Genomic DNA, 22,160 nt, shown 5'->3' on the forward strand with positions numbered 1-22,160 from the left:
AAAAATGTTTAAAAATGTTGGGAACAAGCTAACAGTGTTAGGCGAAGGACTCTTTTGGGTTTCTATTGTAGTGTCTGGGGGAGCATTCGCATTAGTATCAAATGTTACAGGGAATCCTATATATGGGATTGCTGCTGTTGTAGCTATTATGATAATATATGTCCCAGTTTCTTGGTCCGTTTGTGGTTTAGGTGAGTTATTACTTACTACAAAAGAAATGTCACAATCAATGAAAAGGAATGAAGAAACTTTAGAGAAAGTGATGCTTAGACAATCTAGTACACCTACTACTAAGGATATCTTGGGAATGCAAGATATTTTAACTAATGAAATAGCTAAAGAAGTTAAAGAAGTTAGAAAAGAAGTTAAAGAGGCTACTAGTAGAATTAATGTAAGAGCTATAGAAGATATCGAAGATGATGGAAGATATGGTGGAGTAAATGCAAATGATGACTATATGGATAGAGAAGCAATGAGGAATGCTAGAAGAAATGATACCTTTAATACAAATGGATTAAATAGAAGAGAAATTACAGGTGATGTAAGAGTACCAAGAGAATCCATGGATGATTTAAGATCAATGGGTGAGCCAGTGGATGACTTAAGAAACAGAAGAGAACCAATGGACGATTTAAGATCAATGAGAGAGCCAATGGATGACTTAAGAAACAGAAGAGAACCAATGGACGACTTAAGATCAATGAGAGAGCCAATGGATGACTTAAGAAACAGAAGAGAGCCAATGGACGACTTAAGATCAATGAGAGAGCCAATGGATGACTTAAGAAACAGAAGAGAACCAATGGACGACTTAAGATCAATGAGGGAGCCAATGGATGACTTAAGAAACAGAAGAGAACCAATGGACGACTTAAGATCAATGAGAGAACCAATGGATGACTTAAGATCAATGAGAGAGCCAATGGACGATTTAAGAAACAGAAGAGAACCTATGGATGATTTAAGATCCGTTAGGGAGCCTGTAGAGGATATCAGAGGTAGAAGAGATTCTATGCCTATGGATGACCTAAGAGGCAGGCACGATTCCATGGATGATCTAAGAGGCAGAAGAGAGCCTATAGATGATCCTAGATCTAGGAGGTCACCCATATTAGGCCAAAATGAGAACTCGATAAACAATTCTATAAGAAGTGTTAAAAAAAACGAAGACATGGAGGCCTACAATAGAATCAAAAAAAATATAACTACAAGTGGTTATCATACTGCAGCAATAAGAGAAGATGGTACTGTAGTAGCTACAGGATATAATAAATATGATCAATGTAATGTTGCTAAATTTAGAGATATAGTAGCAGTATCATCATCAGATTATAATACTATCGCATTAAAGAGTGACGGTGGTGTAATCGCCGTTGGAAGTAATGAAGATGGTCAATGTGAAGTAGATAAATGGGCTGATATAATTGATGTAAAGATTAGTAACTCACATGCTGTCGGTTTAACTAGTAATGGAACAGTATTAGCAGTAGGATATAATAAGTATGAAGAATGTAATGTGTCCACTTGGAGAGATGTGGTATCTATAGCTATTGCTGAATATAGTACTATAGGGGTAAGAGCTGATGGAACAGTATTTGCAAAAGGATATAATGAGGATGGACAATGTGATGTAGATACTTGGACAGACGTTATTGAAGTATCTACTAGTAATGATCACACTGTAGGCTTAAGAGCTGACGGAACAGTGGTAGCTACTGGTAGCAATACTTATAAGCAATGTGATGTTGCAGATTGGACTAATGTAGTTTCAGTAAAATGTGGAAGATATCATACTATTGGTTTAAGAGCTGATGGAACAGTATTAGCAACTGGATCAAATAAGTATGAAGAATGTAATGTATCAAGTTGGACAAATATCATAGGTATTGAATGTGGAAGATATCATACTGTTGGTTTAAGAGCTGATGGAAAGGTATTAGCTGCTGGATATAATGCTTATGAACAATGTGAAGTTTCAGAGTGGTCTGATATAGTTGCTATTGATGCTGGAGATGTTCATACTGTTGGTATTGAAAAAGATGGAACAGTAGTAGCAACAGGAGAAAATAATGATGGACAATGTGAAGTTCAAGGATGGTTTAATATAAAAGCACAATAGTATAAGTTAGGCACTAAACGAAAAGTTTAGTGCTTTTTAAAAAGAAATAGGGGGGGAGACTACAATGCTTATTAAAGATGTTGGAAATAAACTTACAAAATTAGCTGGTGTTATTTTTATCGTATCTATTATAGCTTCTGTTGGAGCATGTTTCTTAGTAAAAACAATTACAGGAGAATTAATTTTTGGAATTTTAGCATCAGTAGGTTTTTTAATTCTATACATGCCTTTATCTTGGATAATATATGGTGTTGGAGAGTATATTAAGACCCTTAAGGACTTAGGCGAATATATGAATTATGTTGATTAAAATATAATGGTTGCGGTAAAGGCTGTTATAAAACAATTAATTGTTTTATAACAGCCTTATTTTTTAATATTAGTAGTTTGTAAAATTACTATTTTTAATATTTTTTGTTACATTTAGTATATTTATTAAAAAAATTAGTCAAAAACAGTAATAAATGTATTATAATTATAATTGTAATTATATTTTTTAGAGGTGATTAAGGATGAAAATATTATTGTACGGATTAGAAAAAGGTCATTTAATCGTAGAAAAATATTTAAAAAAGAATCATAAGATTGTAGGCTATGTCGATGAATTTTTCAAAGGGAAAGAATATAATGAAGTAGATGTTTATATGAAAGATTCTATTAATGATTTGAAATTTGATTATATTGTTATAGCTATTGAGTCTGTGGGAGAAAGAAAGAAAGCATATGAGGATTTACTAAAGTTAGGTATTGAAAGTAATAAAATAGTTAATTTTTTTGATATATATATGGACTGTTATAGTTATAGACTAGATATTCCATTAAAAAAGATAGATAGGATAATGTCTAATGTTAATAAGCCACTAGATGGAATTATATTAGGAATTAGTCATGGATTGTGTGGTATTAATCCTAAATATCTGCAAAAAAACTTTTGTAATTTAGCGATACCTTCTCAGGATTTATATTATAATTTAAAGCAGTTGAAACATTTAATTAAAAATTACAAAGATAAAATAGAGAAATTGCAATATGTTGTAATAGATATGTTTACATATATATATTTTAATTATGATATATCATTGACTAAAAATGCTGTGTTATATTATGAATTAAGTGGCTATAGAGATGATGAAAGTCATAATTTTGCTAAAAATAAGAACTTTGATGGTACTATTTCAGAAGAGTTAGCAAAAATACAAGCGCGATATGAGAAGGAAGGTATAGAGAAGTATTCAAGAAAAGATGTAAAAGAAAAGAAAGATATTTATAATTCTTTGTTTGATATGGATAATGTAGATGTAAATGAAGATTTTAAAAGAATGGGTATATATGATAGATATGTAAGTGATTTTTCTACTAGAATTGAAAGAGAAAGAATAATTACTGATGAGGAAATTGAAAAGTTAAAATCTGAATATATGCCGAATAGTATTGCTGTTAATATGTTTAGTGAAACTGTGAAAGAAAATATCGAAATATTCAATGAACTGTTAGAGACAATATTTGAACTAAATAAAGATATGAAAGTGTATCTAGTTTTAATTCCGCAATATATAGAAAGAGAAATAAAAGTACAAAAAGAAGATTTAGAGTGGAAACCAAAGTTTTACGATATCTTATCAAAGTTTAGAGAAAAATATAAATTCGAAATTTTAGATTTTAAGGATTGCGAAGATATATCTGCAAACCGAGAATATTATTATGATTTTGGACATCTTAATTATAAAGGATCAATGGTATTTACGGAGTTATTAAACAGTTATATATATTAAAGTGGAGATAAAATAATGGATAAGTTAATTGATAAACTAGTGAAGAATGAAATTTTTAATGAAATTGATAGTAAGATAATAGAAGATATAATTTCTGAAGTAGACTACTATATAAATAAATATAATGCAGGTCAAATTATTGCTCAAGAAGAAGATAATTGTAATGCTCTTGGTTTTATACTTAGTGGTAAAATAGAAATCAAAAGAATATATAGTTGTGGAAAAGAAATTATATTAAATAAATTTGGAGTAGGAGAAGTTTTTGGAGAGGCATTAATTTTTTCTAAAAATCATAATTATCCTGCTACAGTAGTAGCTTTAGAAGATACAGAAATTTTTTATATTACTAAAGTTGATATGATAAAACTTTGTAGTAAATATGAAAAAATATTAGAAAATTTTATGTCTCTTCTCAGTGACAAGGTTATTATGTTAAATTCTAAAATAAAAATACTATCGTTTAAGAGCATAAAGCATAAAATAGTTGATTATATTTTAGAAGAAAGAAAAAGACAAAATAGTAACGAGATATATCTTAGTGGAAATAAAGAAAATATAGCAGCATTACTAGGTATACCTAGACCGTCATTTTCTAGAGAATTAATAAACTTAAGAGATATGGGACTTATTAGTTTTGATAGAAAAACTATAAAGATACTTCATTTAGATAAGTTAGAGGAAATTTTATTAGATTAATCCAAAAGAAAAATTATTTAATGCAGTATAATGTTGAAAAAATATAAAGGTACTAAAAACTTAAACTTTTCAGTACCTTTTTCTTTGAATAAGTTATAATTTCTATTTGTGGCATGGGAAAAGAATACTGGAATGATGTTGTGTTTACAAAATATGTTACAATTAAAGTCAGAGCAGGATCCAATAATATTATTTTTATAAAAGGTGAGGTTTATGGAGTACAATATTGGACACATAGTTAAAGAACTTAAAATAAATAAAGAAACTATACGGTATTATGAAAAAATAGGATTATTAGAAGAGATAAAGAAAGATAGTAATGGATATAGAATATACACAGATGATGATATAGAGAGAATTAAGTTTATTTTAATGGCAAAAGAATATTATTTTACTCTTAAGGAAATAGCGATTTTACTGAAAAAAGTATTTCCTAAGAGTAGTGGTCTAAAACAAGATGAAATAATAGAGATAGTGGATGATAAAGTTGATGAAATTGATAAAAAGATAGATGAATTAAAGATTATAAAAAAGGTATTAATTAAAGTTAAGAATAATGTTCTTATAAACAAAAATGCTTGCTATTTTGGAAAGTCAAAAGAAGAAATAGTAAATCTTTAGCTTGACATTGTACTATAGTACATCCCTTATACTAAATTTATCAATTGTAAGGGAGTTGAAACTATGATTATTAAAAGAAATAGTATATTATATTTTTCAGGAACAGGAAATACTTATGATGTAGCTAGTAAATTAGCAAAGAGATGTAATTTAAAACTTATTAATATTGCATCTTTAATTGAAGAAGAGGAATTAGAAATTAAATGTGAAACTATTGGTATTGCTTTCCCAATATATTATGGTGGAATTCCTAAAATAGTGAATGGAATAATTAGTAAAATGAAGTTTTACAATGAGCCATATATATTTGCATTATCCACTTATGGGGGAATGCCAGGGAATCCATTTAAGATTTTAGAGAGAATATTGAAGGAGAAAGAGGGAACTTTAGGATCAGGATTTTTAGTGAATATGCCAGGAAATTATCTTCCTCGAAATGGTGCTAGGAGAAGCAGTGTACAGATAAGAAACTTTAAAAGGGCCGATAAAAAAATAGAAGAAGTCACAGAGTTAATTATATCTAAAAAGGTTTTGCAATATGAAAAAAGTCCATATATAATTGACAGACCATTTTCTAATTTTTTGGAGAAGCGGATTGAAAAATTATCAGGCTATGATGTGAACTTTAGAGTTGACGATAAGTGTGATAATTGTGGAATTTGCATAAAGATTTGCCCTGTTAAAAATATTAATGTTGAAAGTGGTACATTAAGATGGTTAGAAAAATGTGAACAATGTATGGCGTGTATACAGTATTGTCCAAGAAAGGCAATACAATATGGTAAAAAAACATCTAAGAAAAAGAGATATACAAATCCTAATGTGGATTATTTGAAAGTGCTTTTAGATAATTCAGCCAATTAATGTTAATAGGTTCAAAATAGAGAATTGATTGATGAACATTTAGAGGATATTAAAACATTGTTGCAGATAAAAGTAAATCATAAGAAAATATATCGTAAACTTTATGTAAAATACCATTACTAGGATAATAAACCTATATATCATTAAGCAACAGTGAGAGAAGTAAAATATAATTTCGTAATAAAAGAGATGGTTTTAGAATCATTTCTTTTTTATTATTTTTGAAATTAAAATGTACGTGACGTAACTATAGAAAAATAATAGCCTTACGTGAGGCAATGTAATAAATTTTATATAAGAATAAATAGAAAAAGAAAATAATTTCAAGCTCATGTGTTATAATTTAACAATAGATAGCGATTGATGGAAAGGTGACTGGGTTGGAGAAAAATGTGTAAATATGAATTTGGGGGAATAAATGTATGAATGAAGATATTCAGAGCTATATTAATAAATATTCTAATGAAATAATACAACTCTTTACAGATTTGAGAAAGTTGGTTGTTGATAGTGTTTCTCAAACAGTAGATGAAAAACTATGGGCAAAATTGCCTAGTTATTATATTGAAGATAGATTTATAAGAATTATTCCATTTAAAGATCACATAAATGTTGAAGCAAAAGCAGTAGTACAATATAGAGCAGAATTGAAAGAATTTAAGATAACTCCTAAAGGTATGCTACAAATTTATATCAATCAGAATATACCAAAGGATATTTTGACATTGATATTTAAAGAAACATTATTGGGATAAATTTTAATTTATAGAGGAAATTTTTTAACATTCTTCATTAAAGTGAGTATTAGATTAAATAATTTTCCATAAAAAGTTAATGTTTTCAAATTTATATGCTATAATTTAACAAAAACAGAATTTATGGAGGTATAAGAAAGTGCCAATATTGATACCAACTTTTAATTTTTCAGGGAAATGCGAAGAAGCATTGAAATTATATCAAAAGGCATTTGATGCTAAACTTTTATGTATGCTCAGATATTCAGATGCTGACAAGAGGGACTATCATTGGGAGCTCACAGAAGAACAGAAGAAATATGTTTATCACTCAGAACTTTTGATTGGAAATCAGAGGATTATGTTGAGTGATAATATTGATGTTCCATTTATGACCAGTTATGCAACATTTCTTACAGTAATATTTGATACTAAGGAAGAAGTGCAAAAAGCATATGATGTCTTAAAAGAAAATAGTACAACAATATATCCTCTTGACAGTACTACATATAGTTCATGTAGAGTTGTCTTTATAGATAAATTTGGATTTAGATGGGGATTAATGACCGAGCAAACAGAAAGATAACAATGCTTTGATAAATTATAATAAGTAGATTACATTAGAAAAAAGTATTTGTATAGAAATATAGCGTAATAAGATGAATGAGATTATGGAGATTTCACATATATAAATAGGGAGAAGATATGATTAAAGATAAATTTAAGATTAATAATATTCCCGTAGTTTTATGGGGAGACAAGAGTGAAAAACTTTTTATTGCAGTACATGGAAATATGTCAAATAAGGAAGATACAGTGATTAAAATTTTAGCTGAAGAAGCTGTAAAAAAGGGGTATCAAGTACTAAGTTTTGATTTACCAGAACATGGAGAAAGAAAAAGTGATAGTACTCCTTGTAAGGTACAATTTTGCGTTGAGGATTTAACTATAATTGGGAAGTATGCAAAAGAACATTGGAAGGAGATAAGTTTATTTGCTTGTAGTATGGGAGCTTATTTTAGTCTTCTAGCTTATCAAAATGATATTATAAAAAAAGCATTATTTTTGTCTCCGGTAGTTAATATGGAAAGAATTATTGAAAACATGATGAAATGGTTTAATGTAACACCAGAACGTTTAAAGGAAGAAATTATGATAGAGACGCCAGTTGGTGAGAAATTATATTGGGATTACTTATGTTATGTAAAAGAGCATCCTATTGACATGTGGAATATTGATACATGTATTATGTATGGGGCGAAGGATAATTTATGTGAAATTGAAATGATTAATAATTTTGTTCAAAAGTTTCATTGTAATTTAGAAATTGTGGAGGTAGGAGAGCATTATTTTCATACAGAAGAACAATTAAATGCATTTAGATATTGGTTAAGTAATCATATTAATTAGTGATTATATTTTGTGAGGTGAATGAGGGTGCAAGATATTCAGAGTTTAGTTAATGGCTTAATGAGCAGTGATGATAAGCAGGCGTATCAATGCTTAAAACAACTTGAAATTGAGAGTAATGATTCTGATATTGTCTATAAATTTTTCGAAACTTTTGTAAAGATGTTGGATAATGTAAACTCCTATATAAGAACAAGGGGTATTATTCTTATAGCTGCCAATGCAAAGTGGGATATTGATTATAAGATTGATGAGATTATAGATAAATATTTAAAACATATTATGGATGACAAACCTATTACAGCAAGGCAATGTATCAAATCATTACCACTGATGGTAAAATATAAGCCAGACTTAAAGGAAGATGTTATAAGTGCACTTTATAAAGCGAATCCGCAAAAATATAAAGAAAGTATGCAGCCATTAGTTGTAAAAGATATTCAAAAGTCCTTGGATATTATTAGTGGATTATAGGTATTAAATGAGTATAATATGTGATATACCGCGTCATTACATAGATGTTAATGATATAGAAGTGAAAGTGGAAATTATGAATATGAACAAGCGGAATAGCAAACTTATCATGAAATGATTGCAGTTAAATAGTCTTTTTGTCGAAAGAATGGTCTTTATTAGAGATCGTTCTTTTTTTCTATTATAGTAATAGATAAAATTATAGTGTACAATCAACATATATAATATTACAGAATTGTTAAAATGGTATATAGAATTTGTAATAAAAAGGAGTGTATTATGAAGATTTTACTTTTATGTGCAAAGGCTTTTGAAACAATGGAGTTTAGTGTATTTGTTGATGTAATGGGATGGGCTCACGACGACTTTCAGTGTGATATTGAAGTAGAAACATGTGGTTTTAATAAGATAGTAACTAGTACATTTGGAATACCAATTACTGTTGATAGACTTATTGATGATATTCGTCCTGAAGAATATGATGCATTAGCTATTCCAGGAGGTTTCGAAGAGTATGGTTTTTATGATGAAGCTTATGATGAGAAAACACTGAAATTAATTAGGGACTTTGATAGCCTAAATAAGCCAATAGCTACAGTTTGTGTTGCAGCTTTCTCATTAGCTAAAAGTGGAGTTCTTAAAGGAAGAAATGCTACTACATATCATCTAAGAGGTGGTTATAAACAAAAAGAATTAGCTAAATTTGGAGTTAATGTTATTAATGAACCTATCGTAGTAGATAGAAATATTATAACATCTTATTGTCCTCAGACAGTACCAGATGTGGCTTTTAGATTACTTGAAATGCTTACATCAGAAGAAAAAATGAAACTTGTAAAAGAAGCAATGGGATATTAATAAGTTATTAATATTGAGTAATGGATAAATAGGAATTTGCAGAGGTGTTAATATGAATTTAAGAATGGCTAACATGGATGATTTGCCACAGCTTAAGGCTGTATATGAAAAAATAATTGACAATATGAATAAAGACAATATCCAGATTTGGGATGAAATTTATCCATGCGAGTTTTTTGGTGATGATATTGCAAATAATCGTCTTTATGTTTTAGAGGAAAACAATGAGATAGTTTCCGCTTTTGCTTTATGTAATTCAAATGCAGGAGCGGAGTACGTTAAATGGGAAAACAAGTATGATAAAGCAGTATATATTGATAGGTTTGGAGTTAATGTCAATTATTTGAGAAAAGGAATTGGCAGTTTAATGCTTAATAAGGCAATTACTCTTGCAAGAAGTAATGGGGCTAAATATTTAAGGCTTTTTGTTGTGGATATAAATGAACCTGCGATAAATCTTTATATAAAAAATGGATTTAAAAGAGTTGATGGAATCTATGATGAAATAATTGACGATGATCTTGTATTACATGAATTTGGATTTGAAATAGAAACGTCAATATGATATAAAATCCAATTTCTAAGATAGAACTATAAATTATCGGGTAATATGTTTAAAGATAAATAAGAATTAATTATGTGAATTTTGACTATTAACCTAAAGTTAATTATATTACATAATATTTAACTATCTCTCAATTGTGAAGGAGTAATTGCTTTGATAAAATTATACAAAGGAAAGCTTTTCTAATATACTTTTGAGAGGATGATTCTAAATGCCCATGAATACAACTATTAGAGAAAAAAGAAAAGAACTTGGCTTAACACAAAAACAGATTGCAGATTATCTTGGAGTTTCTACTCCGGCAGTGAATAAATGGGAAGCTGGTTTAACTTACCCTGATATAACACTTTTACCGGCATTAGCTAGATTATTAAAAACAGATTTAAATACATTACTTTGTTATGAAGAAGAACTTTCAGAAAAAGAAATTGGGTTATTTATAAATAGAGTTACTGAGATTTTCCGAAAGAAGGGTTTCAAGTTAGCTTTTGATATAGCAATGGAAAAGATACGAGAATATCCATCAAGTATAGAATTAATTAACTCTCTTACGTTGGTATTACAGGGGTGTTTGATTATGACAGAAATAAGTAGTGAGGAAAAAGAATTCTATGATGAACAAATTAATTCATTGTATGAACGGATTGCTGAAAGTGGAGATTCCAAGTATTCTGATAATGCTAAGTATATGATTGCATCAAGGTTAATAAATAATGATGAATACACTAAGGCACAAGAGCTTTTGGATCAATTACCAAAATATAATGCTCTAGATAAGAGAAATTTACAAGGAAGTCTTTACTTAAAAGAAGGAAAAATAGAAGAAGCAGCTAAAATATATGAATATAAATTATTAGCAAATATTCAAGATATACAAATTATCTTAACAAACTTGGTTAACATAGCAATTCAGGAAGGGGATAAGGAGAACGGTAATTATCTTGCTAAGTGTGGTAAAAAAGTAGCAGAAATGTTTGGATTATGGGAATATTCATCTTTTCTTGTTCCACTAGAAAATGCAGTTTTAAATGAAGATATAGATGAAACTTTAGAAGTATTGCAAGCTATGATTTCTGCATTATTGATTCCTTGGGATATGAAAAAATCACCAATTTGTAGACATATTCAACAGAAACCAACAGAAACTAATTTAGGAGAGCAAATGATTCCAGTTTTACTTCAAGAATTAGAAAATAGTGCAAGTTATGATTTCTTGCGTCATGTCCCAGAGTTTAAACAATTGCTGGAAAAGTATCGATCAATGTGTTAAATGTATAATATTAAAGTAAGCTATTTAAAGATATTAGTGAAAATATTTTTAAATAGCTTTTATCTTATTGTGAACTATTTCCGTTTTAAATTGTAGTTATAAAAACGAATCATAAAAGAATATAAGGATAAAATAATAAACTTAATACTTTCTTAATGTTTTTTTTAATAAAACTTATGATTTAGATAGTAGGATATAAGCAAGAGGAAGGTGAAACATATGCTACAAATTAAAGATTTAACTAAGATCTATAAGGGTGGTAAAACAGCTGTATCTAATTTGAATATAGAGATTGAATCAGGTGATATTTATGGATTTATTGGACATAATGGTGCAGGAAAGACAACAACTATTAAATCCGTTGTAGGGATATTAGATTTTGAAGAAGGGGAAATATTTATTGATGGACATTCTATTAAAGAGGAACCGATTCTTTGTAAATCAAAGATTGCATATATTCCAGATAATCCAGATTTATATGAGCACTTAACAGGAATTCAGTTTTTGAGTTTTACTGCAGATATATTTCGTGTTAATAAGAAAGATAGGGAAGAGAGAATAAAAAAATATGCAGATGCTTTTGAATTAACTAGTAGTTTAGGAGATTTGATTTCTTCTTATTCTCATGGTATGAAGCAAAAGTTAGCTATTATTTCAGCATTAATTCATAAACCAAAGTTATTAATATTAGATGAACCTTTTGTAGGATTAGATCCCAAAGCTTCATTGTTGTTAAAGAATTTTATGAAAGAGTTATGCAGTGAGGGTAGTGCAATTTTCTTTTCTACTCATGTACTGGATGTAGCAGAAAAGTTATGTAATAAAGTTGCAATTATTAAAGGTGGAAAATTAATAGTTGCAGGAAAAACAGCAGATGTAGTGAAGAATAGTTCATTAGAAGAAGTGTTTATGGAGGTCGCCAAAGATGTTTAAAGATTGTATAAGATTATTATCAGTACAGTTGCTTGATTTTTTCAATTTTAATGAACTTCGATACACTAAAGACAAGAAAAGAAGAAACAATGGAATTCTCCTTGGAGTTACTTTTATTATTTTAGCAGTTGTATTGATAGGATTTTGTGCTAGTTCAGCTTATTCCTTAGCAATATTACAGTTAACAGAGTTAATTCCAGCAAGTATCCTTGCCAATACAAGTATAATAATATTAGTATTCACTATATTTAAGGCAAGTGGTGTATTATTTGGAACAAAGGATTATGATATGTTAATGTCATTTCCAATAAGGAGGAGTACAATCATTGCAAGTAGATTTTTATCTATGTATATAGGAAATCTTGTATTTACATTACTGACAATGTTACCTAGTGTAGTTGTTTATATAATCTTTGCTAATCCATCACCAATATTTTATCTATATATATTTATAAGTATAGTAGCTATTCCATTAATCCCAATGACAATAGCATCAACAATAGGTGTGTTAATCACTGCAGTATCTGCACGAATAAAGCATAAAAATATAGTAAGTGTTTTATTATCAATCGCACTGATTATTGCTGTATTTGGGCTTTCGTTTTTTACTAAGAATAGTGAGCCACAGCAAATTAGGGATATTTCTAAGATTATGTCAGAACAAATTAATCAGGTATATCCAGTAGCTAGTATTTTTACAAAAGCAATAGTATATAGCGACTTTATAGCTTTTGTTAAATTTATTGGAATTTCACTTGGAGTATTTATAGTGTTTATAGCTATTGTTGCATGGAAATATTCATGGATTATGACAGCTTTACAATCTCATAGAACAAAAAGTAATTATATTTTAAAGGAAGCATTAACTTCATCTCCTTTAAAAGCATTATATAAAAAAGAAATAAGGAGATATTTTTCTTCATCTATTTATGTAATGAATACTGGAATTGGATATATTATGTTATTAGTTGCCAGCATTGCTTTGTTGATACTGGGAAAGGATCGAATTGCAGAAATATTACAATTACCAAATGTTTCAGATATAATTGGACAGTTTGAACCATTAGTAATTGCAGCAATGATTTCTATAACTTCTACAACGGTTTGCTCTATTTCTTTAGAAGGAAAACAATGGTGGATTCCATTGACGATGCCAGTGCCAACAAAATTAATATTTGATAGTAAGATTTTAGTGAATCTCACATTATCAATTCCAACTAGTATTATTACGTCGACAATAGTTGCATTAACAATAGATTTTAATATGGTTGGGTATATATTACTTTATGTAACACCAATAGTATATTGTATATTCGCAGCTGTGGTAGGAATAACTATTAATGCAAAACTACCTCAATTTAATTGGAATAATGAGGTTGTTGTTGTAAAACAAAGTATCGCTACCTTAGTAGGTATGATAATAGGGGGCATTAGTTTTATTGCTCCTATTGTTATCATTGTAGTTTTTAAGGGCGTTAATAAGCAGTTGATTATCTCAATAATTACTGGGATAATAGCAGGTATTACTATGTATTTGTATAAACGAAATAATAGGATAGATCTACGTTATATTGGAGAAAGATAATAAAATGATAAAGTCGTAGTTAATGAAACTATTAGCTTAAAGAATGGACTTAGTAAGGGGGTCTACCTCTATTTCGCATATCCATTTCAGGGGAAAAAATTAATAGAAACTTGATAACAAAAGGTAATTATATGCATATGCTATAAAGAATGATTATATTAAATAAGGAGTAATTATGAATTATTATGTAAAATCATCTTTAGAACTACATTTATTTTTTGGAAGAATCATGAAAGAACATTCATTTTTTTTAGAAGTGGGATATACACAAGCTAATTGTAATTATATAAAAGAAGCAAATAAATTTAAAAAAGCATTTGAAAAATTATTGTATGATGTAATCAGCTGTAGTGAAGGTATTGTAGATGACACGATATTTAAAGCAGGTGAGGTAATAACGGAATATACCCTTCCTTCTGAAGTAAAAACAAGCCATCTTACAGGAAGTAAGATTGATGAAAATATAACTAAGCTCGAAGCGAAGTTATGGGAAAAGAGTGGGTACCAAAGAAGTAAAATCGATAGTGGATTGGTAAAAAGAGTAGAACGAATTAATCAACGTTGTTTAGAATTGCTGGAAGGATTAATTTCCTTTAAAGAGCAGACATTAGAGAATGTATTGCAATGTAAGATGTTTACAATGAATTATCCATTATTAATAGAGCACATTATCCGTGAAGCAAAATTGTATCAAAAATATATTATGAACTTAGAAGAGGGGAACAGGTGTAACCAGGAAGATTTGAGGGAAATCGAGTTATTTTGGAATCAAATCATGATGGAACACGCTTTGTTTATTCGAGGATTGTTGGATCCGACAGAAAATGATTTGATTATGACTGCTGATAATTTTGCACAACAATATGCTAAGTTATTGTGTGATGCTAGGAATATGACAGATAGGACGATTAGCAGTGTTACAGATAAGACAATTGAAGAGACTATAAAGTATCGTGATTTTAAATTAGCTGGTACAAAGGGAATTAATGATTGCACAATTCGTAGTTTAATAGTTCCATTGTTAGCAGACCATGTATTAAGAGAAGCAAATCATTATATTAGATTATTGGAGCAGAAATAGTTTAAATAAGTATCTATGGATGTTATTGATATTAAAATAGAGGGATACAAAATAAGAAAATTAAACTTACAATATTTCAAAATGATTGGAATATGATATAAAATAAGTTATAATAAGTTATATAAAACTATATAGTGAAATATAATTTATTGTGAGGTGATTTTATGGTTGGTAAGATATTAATGATTTCTTTATTTGTACTTATTGGGACAATGTTATCTTTAGGTAAAGGGTCATTTTTGATAGCAGGATTTAATACAATGAGTAAAGAAGAAAAAGAAAAATATGATGTAAAAGCTATGTGTAAATTCATGGGAAAACTTATGTTTGTAATTGCTTTTTCTATATCATTATTTGTTTTAAGTGATATATTGATGATGAAGATATTGCTTAATATTGGTGTCACAATAATAATTGGTTCAGTAATATTTGCAGTAATATATTCAAATACAGGAAATAGGTTTAAAAGTAAAAAATAAGCTAGATGACTACCTTATTTTATGTTGCATATCAACAATTGTATAAAGAAATAAAAGTCCGTAACATATGTTACGGACTTTCTTTATGCCTCCATATATAATGTGAACATAGTATAAAATTAGAAACTTGGAGGAAACAAGTATGGATAAACTTATGTTTTGTTATCAATGTCAAGAAACTGCAGGTTGCTCTGGATGTACAGTTAGAGGGGTATGTGGAAAAACACCAGAGCTTGCAAAAATTCAAGACTTATTAATATATACAACAAGAGGACTTTCTGAAGTTGCAACAAAAGCTAGAGAAGAAGGAATAGTAGTTTCAAATGAAATCAATTCACTAGTTACTATGAACTTATTTACAACAATTACAAATGCTAATTTTGATGATGATATTTTTTATGATAGAGTTAAAGAAACTTTAGTAAAAAAAGAAGAATTATTAGCAAAAATATGTGATAAATCTTCTTTAAGTGAGGCTGCTTTATGGACAACTTTATCAGAAGCAGAAATGGATGAAAAATCCAAAACAGTAGGAGTTCTTGCTACTGAAAATGAAGATATAAGAAGTCTTAGAGAATTAATAACTTATGGTATTAAAGGATTATCAGCATATATGAAGCATGCTAATGCATTAGGATATAATGATGAAGAAATATGCGCATTTATGCAAAAAGCTTTAGCAGCTACAACAAATGATAATTTAACAGTTGAAGAATATATTGCATTAACATTAGAAACTGGTAAAGTTGGTGTTGATGGTATGGCAATCTTAGATAAGGCGAACACTGAAACTTATGGACATCCAGAAATGACAAAAGTAAATATCGGTGTTGGAAGTAAACCAGGTATATTAGTATCAGGTCATGATTTAAGAGACTTAGAACAATTATTAGAACAAACTGAAGGAACAGGGGTAGATGTTTATACTCACTCAGAAATGTTACCAGCTCATTATTATCCTGCATTCAAGAAGTATTCACACTTTGTAGGTAACTATGGTAATGCTTGGTGGAAACAAAAAGAAGAATTTGAAAGCTTTAATGGTGCTATACTTATGACTACAAATTGTATTGTACCACCTAAAGATAGTTACAAAGAGAGAATGTTCACTACTGGTGCTGCTGGATATCCAGGATGTAAGCATATAGAGGCTAATGCAGAAGGTAAAAAAGACTTTTCAGAAATAATTGAAATTGCAAAGAGATGCCAAACTCCAACAGCTATAGAAGAAGGAGAAATAATTGGAGGATTTGCACATAATCAAGTTATGGCTCTTGCAGATAAGATAGTTGATGCTGTTAAATCTGGTGCTATTAAGAAGTTTTTTGTAATGGCAGGATGTGATGGCAGAGCAAAATCAAGAGAATATTATACTGACTTTGCAAAAGCATTACCAATGGATACTGTGATTCTTACAGCAGGTTGTGCAAAATATAAATATAATAAGCTTGATTTAGGAGATATTGGTGGAATTCCAAGAGTATTAGATGCAGGGCAATGTAATGACTCATATTCATTAGCATTAATAGCATTAAAGCTTAAGGAAGTATTCGAACTTGAAGATATAAATGAATTGCCAATAGCATTTAATATTGCATGGTATGAACAAAAAGCTGTAATAGTTTTATTATCATTATTATATCTTGGTGTTAAAAATATTCACTTAGGGCCAACTCTACCAGCATTCTTATCACCAAATGTGGCTAAGGTTTTAGTTGAAAACTTTGGTATCGGTGGAATAACAAATGTAGAAGATGATCTTAAGATGTTTATGGAATAAGAAGTATAAAGAGTTGCTATTAATTTTTTAATACGTATTCATAAATACTTTCTAATTTTGCCATAATACTGACACAATTAATTGATATATTATAATTGTAGTTAATGATAATAGTTAGTTTTTTTCAAATCATTTTCCTTTTTAAACATATAAAAGAATGGTCCTCTAGAAATGGGCTATTCTTTTTTTTATGATAATTTCTAGAGATTGTTGTATAATCAGTATATGTAGTAGAGGAGAAGAAATATGGGGAAAGAAGAACTTAAAGAAGATATAGCTCATGGGAATGTAAGTTTTCCATTAGCTACTTACAGATGGAATAGCGATAAAAAATTTATTGTTAATCTTCATTGGCATGATGAGACTGAATTAATTTACTTAAAAAGAGGCAAATTTACTATTCATATAAACATGAAAGAATATAAAGTTTTAGCACCAGCCTTTGTATTTATAAGCTCTGGAGATATTCACTCAATTGTAGGAGAAGAAGGCTGTAGGGAAAGTGTTGTTGTTTTTGATCTTAAAATGCTTAGTTTTGAGTATTTTGATGGAATACAATATAAAGTCATAAGACCGTTAATAGAAGGTAAAATTCAATTTCCACAGTTTATTTTTATAGATGATGAAATATGGAAAGATACTGAAAGGATTTATAAGAAGATATTAAAAGAATCAAAGGGGAAAGATATTTCTTCATTTTTAAGGGTAAAAGGATATTTTTATCAGTTTATTGCTTTACTTTACGAGAATAAGAGATTTATATCTTCAGAAGATATGGAAGATGCTGATATATATAAGGTTGAAAATGTTAAAAAGGTATTATCTTTTATTCATAATAATTATAGTAGAAAGATTTCTACAGAAGATTTATCATCGCAGGTATCTATGAACCCGCAGTATTTTTGTCGTTATTTTAAAAAGCTTATAGGAAAGACACCAACAGAATATATAAATGATATTAGAATAAGTAAGGCTACGGAACTTTTAGTTAATAGTGATATGAAAATTATTGATATAGCTATTAGTTGTGGTTATGATAATATAAGCTATTTTATAAAACGTTTTAAAAAGGAAAAGCATATGTCACCGTCAGAATATAGAAAGTCAAAATAGTACAACTTTTTATCAAAATTATATAAGAAATCCATTCCTTATGTATATATAATACAAGTATAAACAATAAGGAGGGGTTTTATTATGGAAAAGAAATGGTGGCATGATAAAGTAGCGTATCAAATATATCCAAAGAGTTTTAATGATACTAATGGGGATGGTATTGGAGATATTAGAGGAATAATAGAAAAGTTAGATTACTTAAAAGATTTAGGGATAGATATTATATGGATTTCACCGATATATAAATCACCTTTTGTAGATCAAGGTTATGATATATCAGATTATTATAGTATAGCAGAAGAGTTTGGTACTATGGAGGAATTTGATGAATTGCTTGTGGAAGTAAAGAAAAGAGATATGTATATTGTAATGGATTTAGTTATTAATCATTGTTCTGATAAACATATCTGGTTTCAAAAAGCGTTAGAAGATCCATATGGTGAATATGCTGATTATTTCTACTTTAGAAAAGGAAAAGATGGAAATCCGCCAAGTAACTATCGTTCATATTTTGGAGGTAGTGTATGGGAACCAGTAAAAGGCACTGATTTATATTATTTTCATGCATTTGCAAAGGAGCAACCAGATCTTAATTGGAATAACCCAAAGGTAAAAGATGAATTATATAAAATGATTAATTGGTGGCTTGATAAAGGTTTAGCTGGATTTAGAGTTGATGCAATAATAAATGTTAAAAAAGATTTATCATTTCCTAGTTTTGCAGCAGATGGAGATGATGGATTAACTTCAGTGACAAAGATGATAGACAGTACCTATGGCATAGGAGAAGTTTTAGAGGATCTTAAGAAAAACACTTTTGAAAAATATGATGCATTTACTGTGGCAGAAGTATTTAATATGAAAGAAGATTCTTTAAAAGAGTTTATAGGTGAAAATGGTCATTTTTCAACAATGTTTGATTTTTCAGCTCATTTATTAACTAATGGAGAGCATGGTTGGTATGATAGTAAACCTGTGGAATTCGAAAACTATAGAAAAGCAACTTTTGATGCACAAAGAAAATGTAATGATATTGGATTTTTAGCAAATATTATTGAGAATCATGATGAGCCAAGAGGAGCGTCTACTTATTTACCTAGTTATGGGCAAAATGATAAAGGGATTAAGATGCTGGCAACAGTAAATATATTGCTTAGAGGGATTCCATTTATATATCAAGGGCAAGAAATTGGTATGAGAAATTGTAGAATGAATAATATTAAAGAGTATAATGATATTGGCACAGTAAACGAATACGATAATGCTTTGAAGGCAGGTTTTAGTAAAGAAGAAGCACTAGAAGTATGTTATCATCATAGTAGAGATAATGCTAGAACACCAATGCAATGGAGTAATAGTGAAAATGCAGGATTTACTACTGGAACACCATGGCTTAAAGTCAATCCAAATTATATCTGTATTAATGTTGAAGATGAACTTAATGATGAAAACTCTGTGTTAAATTACTACAAAAAATTGATATCATTAAGAAAATCTAAAGAATATAAAGAAGTTTTGACTTATGGTAACTTTGTTGCAGCTTATGAAGATGAAGATAATATATATAGCTACTATAGAAAATTAGATAATAAGACAGTGATTGTAATAGCTAATTTTGGTGAAGAAGAAGCTATAATAAAATTGGAAAATAAAGAAAATAAAATACTATTGAGTAATATGGATAATATAACAATAAATAATAATAATGTTAAGTTAGAGTCATGTGGTGTCGTAGTATTAGAAATTAAGTAGGAGGAATAAAAGATGAAGAGTGAAAAAGAATTAATGTTATCAGGTGAGTTATATAAAGCACTTGATGATGAATTATTCAAAGATAGTAGGAAATCTAGAAGATTAACTCGCTTATTTAATAATTCTAATGAAGAGGATTTAGAATATAGAACAGATTTATTGAAACAGCTTTTTAAATCTGTAGGAAAAAACATATATATAGAGCCTCCATTTAGATGTGACTATGGTAGCAATATATCTATAGGGGATAATTTCTATTCAAATTATGACTGTATAATATTAGACGTATGTGATGTTAATATAGGTAATAATGTCTTGTTTGCTCCAAGGGTATCAGTTTTTACAGCAGGGCATCCAATTGATGCAGAGGTTAGAAATGAATTATTGGAATTTGGGAAACCAATAACTATAGGAAATAATGTTTGGATTGGTGGAAATACTGTTATAAATCCTGGAGTAACTATAGGAAATAATGTTGTAATTGGATCGGGTTCTGTTATTACAAAAGATATACCTGATAATGTTATAGCTGTTGGAAACCCTTGTAGAGTATTAAGAAAAATAACTGAAGAGGATAAAATTTATTGGAATAAGAAAAGAGAAGAATACTATCAAAATAAAAAATAGTCATTAAAAAATGTTTGACAAGGTAATTGTTAGGTGGTATTTTCATCTTAGAGTTATATGACTGACGGAAGTGGAATTAACCACATGAAGTATAACAAATTATAAGCCGACCGTCTGGGCAAAGTCCAGATGGTGGGCTTTTTTGTTTTATAAGAGGTGTAATAATGAAAGAATTGAATCTTAAGTATGGATGTAATCCAAATCAAAAACCAGCTAGGATTTATATGAGGGAAGGTGACCTTCCTATAAAAATTCTTAATGGAGATGTCGGTTATATTAATTTATTGGATGCATTAAATGGATGGCAATTAGTAAAGGAATTAAAGGTTGCTACGGGACTTGCAGCAGCAACTTCATTTAAACATGTTAGTCCTGCCGGAGCAGCTGTAGCTATACCATTATCAGAGACATTAAAAAAGGTATATTTTGTTGATGATAATGATTTGTCAGATATAGCCACTGCATATATAAGGGCAAGAGGTGCAGATAGAATGTCATCCTATGGAGATTTTGTAGCACTATCTGATCAATGTGATGAAAAAACAGCAAAAATTTTATCAAGAGAAGTTTCAGATGGGATAATAGCTCCATCTTATTCTGAAGAAGCTTTAGAGATATTGAAAAAGAAGAGAAAAGGTAATTATCTTATAATGCAAATTGATAGCAATTATGAACCAAGTGATATAGAGACAAAGGATGTCTATGGGATTACTTTAGAACAAAAAAGAAATGATGTAAAGATATCTGAGGATACACTATGTAATTTCCCAACTAAAAATAAGACATTAACAGAGGATGCTAAAAGAGACTTAATTATTGCATTAATAACATTAAAATATACTCAATCTAATTCAGTATGTTATGCAAAAGATGGACAAGTAATTGGAATAGGGGCAGGACAACAATCAAGAATTCACTGTACAAGATTAGCTGGAAATAAAGCAGATATATGGTTTTTAAGACAAAATCCAAAGGTATTAAATTTGCCTTTTAAAGAAAATATTAAGCGAGTAGATAGAGATAATGCTATAGATGTATATATATCAGAGGATTATATGGATATATTAAGTGATGGAGTATGGGAGAATATTTTTACAAGTAAACCAGAACCGTTAAGTAGAGAAGAAAAAATAGAATGGTTAAAGAATCTAAATGATGTTTCATTAGCATCAGATGCATTTTTTCCATTTGGAGATAACATAGAACGTGCGAGGAAAAGTGGCGTTAAGTATATAGCAGAAACAGGTGGATCAATTAGAGATGATAATGTTATTGAAGTCTGTGATAAATATGATATAGCTATGGCATTTACAAATGTAAGGTTATTTCATCATTAAAGATATAGTCATGCATACAAAAATACAGGTATTATAGTACACATTTAAAAATATTGACTTACCATATATTAGCATGATATTATGTAC

At 29.1% G+C, this 22,160-nt stretch carries 22 protein-coding genes and 1 riboswitch; all 22 genes read left to right on the forward strand.

Annotated elements, in window-relative coordinates; all coding sequences use genetic code 11:
- Positions 1–4: 4 nt before the first annotated feature.
- The 22 genes from CM240_RS18030 (at position 5) to CM240_RS14290 (ending at position 22,073) form a co-directional block, all read left to right on the forward strand.
- Entirely contained in the window at positions 5–2,119 is a 2,115-nt protein-coding gene (locus CM240_RS18030) for an RCC1 domain-containing protein (RefSeq protein ID WP_051483878.1), read from the forward strand.
- A 64-nt stretch (positions 2,120–2,183) separates the two neighbouring features.
- A complete protein-coding gene (locus CM240_RS14190) occupies positions 2,184–2,429 on the forward strand; it encodes a hypothetical protein (protein ID WP_044040162.1) in 246 nt (81 codons plus the stop codon).
- 202 nt (positions 2,430–2,631) lie between these two features.
- Positions 2,632–3,891 (forward strand): hypothetical protein, encoded by a 1,260-nt coding sequence (locus tag CM240_RS14195; protein WP_044040163.1) that lies wholly within the window; start codon positions 2,632–2,634, stop codon positions 3,889–3,891.
- Between the two features lie 15 nt (positions 3,892–3,906).
- Positions 3,907–4,587, forward strand: coding sequence for a Crp/Fnr family transcriptional regulator (locus tag CM240_RS14200; RefSeq protein WP_044040164.1), 681 nt, complete (start codon positions 3,907–3,909; stop codon positions 4,585–4,587).
- A gap of 213 nt (positions 4,588–4,800) precedes the next feature.
- A complete protein-coding gene (locus CM240_RS14205; RefSeq protein WP_051483879.1) occupies positions 4,801–5,208 on the forward strand; it encodes a MerR family transcriptional regulator in 408 nt (135 codons plus the stop codon).
- A 63-nt stretch (positions 5,209–5,271) separates the two neighbouring features.
- Positions 5,272–6,072, forward strand: a complete 801-nt coding sequence (locus tag CM240_RS14210; RefSeq protein ID WP_044040165.1) for an EFR1 family ferrodoxin — start codon at positions 5,272–5,274, stop codon at positions 6,070–6,072.
- Positions 6,073–6,494: 422 nt separating this feature from the next.
- Positions 6,495–6,827 carry a hypothetical protein gene (locus CM240_RS14215; protein ID WP_044040166.1) on the forward strand — a complete coding sequence of 111 codons (333 nt, stop codon included), beginning with the start codon at positions 6,495–6,497 and terminating at the stop codon, positions 6,825–6,827.
- 139 nt (positions 6,828–6,966) lie between these two features.
- Entirely contained in the window at positions 6,967–7,392 is a 426-nt protein-coding gene (locus tag CM240_RS14220) for a VOC family protein (protein ID WP_044040167.1), read from the forward strand.
- A gap of 119 nt (positions 7,393–7,511) precedes the next feature.
- Positions 7,512–8,216: an alpha/beta hydrolase gene (locus tag CM240_RS14225; protein WP_044040168.1), complete on the forward strand. Its 705-nt coding sequence runs from the start codon at positions 7,512–7,514 to the stop codon at positions 8,214–8,216.
- A gap of 27 nt (positions 8,217–8,243) precedes the next feature.
- Positions 8,244–8,690, forward strand: coding sequence for a SufBD protein (locus CM240_RS14230; RefSeq protein WP_341349779.1), 447 nt, complete (start codon positions 8,244–8,246; stop codon positions 8,688–8,690).
- A 279-nt stretch (positions 8,691–8,969) separates the two neighbouring features.
- Positions 8,970–9,548, forward strand: coding sequence for a DJ-1/PfpI family protein (locus CM240_RS14235; RefSeq protein ID WP_044040170.1), 579 nt, complete (start codon positions 8,970–8,972; stop codon positions 9,546–9,548).
- Positions 9,549–9,600: 52 nt separating this feature from the next.
- Positions 9,601–10,113, forward strand: a complete 513-nt coding sequence (locus tag CM240_RS14240; protein ID WP_044040171.1) for a GNAT family N-acetyltransferase — start codon at positions 9,601–9,603, stop codon at positions 10,111–10,113.
- 211 nt (positions 10,114–10,324) lie between these two features.
- The gene (locus CM240_RS14245; protein WP_044040172.1) at positions 10,325–11,383 is read left to right on the forward strand and encodes a helix-turn-helix domain-containing protein; all 1,059 of its coding nucleotides are present in this window, start codon (positions 10,325–10,327) and stop codon (positions 11,381–11,383) included.
- Positions 11,384–11,602: 219 nt separating this feature from the next.
- Positions 11,603–12,316: an ABC transporter ATP-binding protein gene (locus CM240_RS14250; protein WP_044040173.1), complete on the forward strand. Its 714-nt coding sequence runs from the start codon at positions 11,603–11,605 to the stop codon at positions 12,314–12,316.
- Positions 12,309–13,901, forward strand: a complete 1,593-nt coding sequence (locus tag CM240_RS14255) for an ABC transporter permease (protein WP_044040174.1) — start codon at positions 12,309–12,311, stop codon at positions 13,899–13,901. The genes CM240_RS14250 and CM240_RS14255 overlap by 8 nt, the downstream gene beginning before the upstream one ends.
- A 175-nt stretch (positions 13,902–14,076) precedes the next feature.
- Complete coding sequence (locus CM240_RS14260; RefSeq protein ID WP_044040175.1) at positions 14,077–14,982, forward strand: DUF2935 domain-containing protein; 906 nt, start codon at positions 14,077–14,079, stop codon at positions 14,980–14,982.
- A gap of 164 nt (positions 14,983–15,146) precedes the next feature.
- The gene (locus tag CM240_RS14265) at positions 15,147–15,461 is read left to right on the forward strand and encodes a DUF3784 domain-containing protein (RefSeq protein WP_044040176.1); all 315 of its coding nucleotides are present in this window, start codon (positions 15,147–15,149) and stop codon (positions 15,459–15,461) included.
- Between the two features lie 142 nt (positions 15,462–15,603).
- Entirely contained in the window at positions 15,604–17,241 is a 1,638-nt protein-coding gene (gene hcp, locus CM240_RS14270) for a hydroxylamine reductase (RefSeq protein WP_044040177.1), read from the forward strand.
- A gap of 246 nt (positions 17,242–17,487) precedes the next feature.
- Positions 17,488–18,354, forward strand: coding sequence for a helix-turn-helix domain-containing protein (locus CM240_RS14275; protein WP_044040178.1), 867 nt, complete (start codon positions 17,488–17,490; stop codon positions 18,352–18,354).
- A gap of 84 nt (positions 18,355–18,438) precedes the next feature.
- On the forward strand, positions 18,439–20,109 hold the full coding sequence (locus CM240_RS14280; protein WP_044040179.1) for a glycoside hydrolase family 13 protein: 1,671 nt from the start codon (positions 18,439–18,441) through the stop codon (positions 20,107–20,109).
- 12 nt (positions 20,110–20,121) lie between these two features.
- The gene (locus tag CM240_RS14285) at positions 20,122–20,736 is read left to right on the forward strand and encodes a sugar O-acetyltransferase (protein ID WP_044040180.1); all 615 of its coding nucleotides are present in this window, start codon (positions 20,122–20,124) and stop codon (positions 20,734–20,736) included.
- A gap of 47 nt (positions 20,737–20,783) precedes the next feature.
- Positions 20,784–20,863, forward strand: a riboswitch (ZMP/ZTP riboswitch).
- A 37-nt stretch (positions 20,864–20,900) separates the two neighbouring features.
- Entirely contained in the window at positions 20,901–22,073 is a 1,173-nt protein-coding gene (locus CM240_RS14290) for a phosphoribosylaminoimidazolecarboxamide formyltransferase (RefSeq protein WP_044040181.1), read from the forward strand.
- Positions 22,074–22,160 lie beyond the last annotated feature (87 nt).

Source organism: Clostridium bornimense, assembly GCF_000577895.1.
GTDB classification, from domain to species: domain Bacteria; phylum Bacillota; class Clostridia; order Clostridiales; family Clostridiaceae; genus Clostridium_AN; species Clostridium_AN bornimense.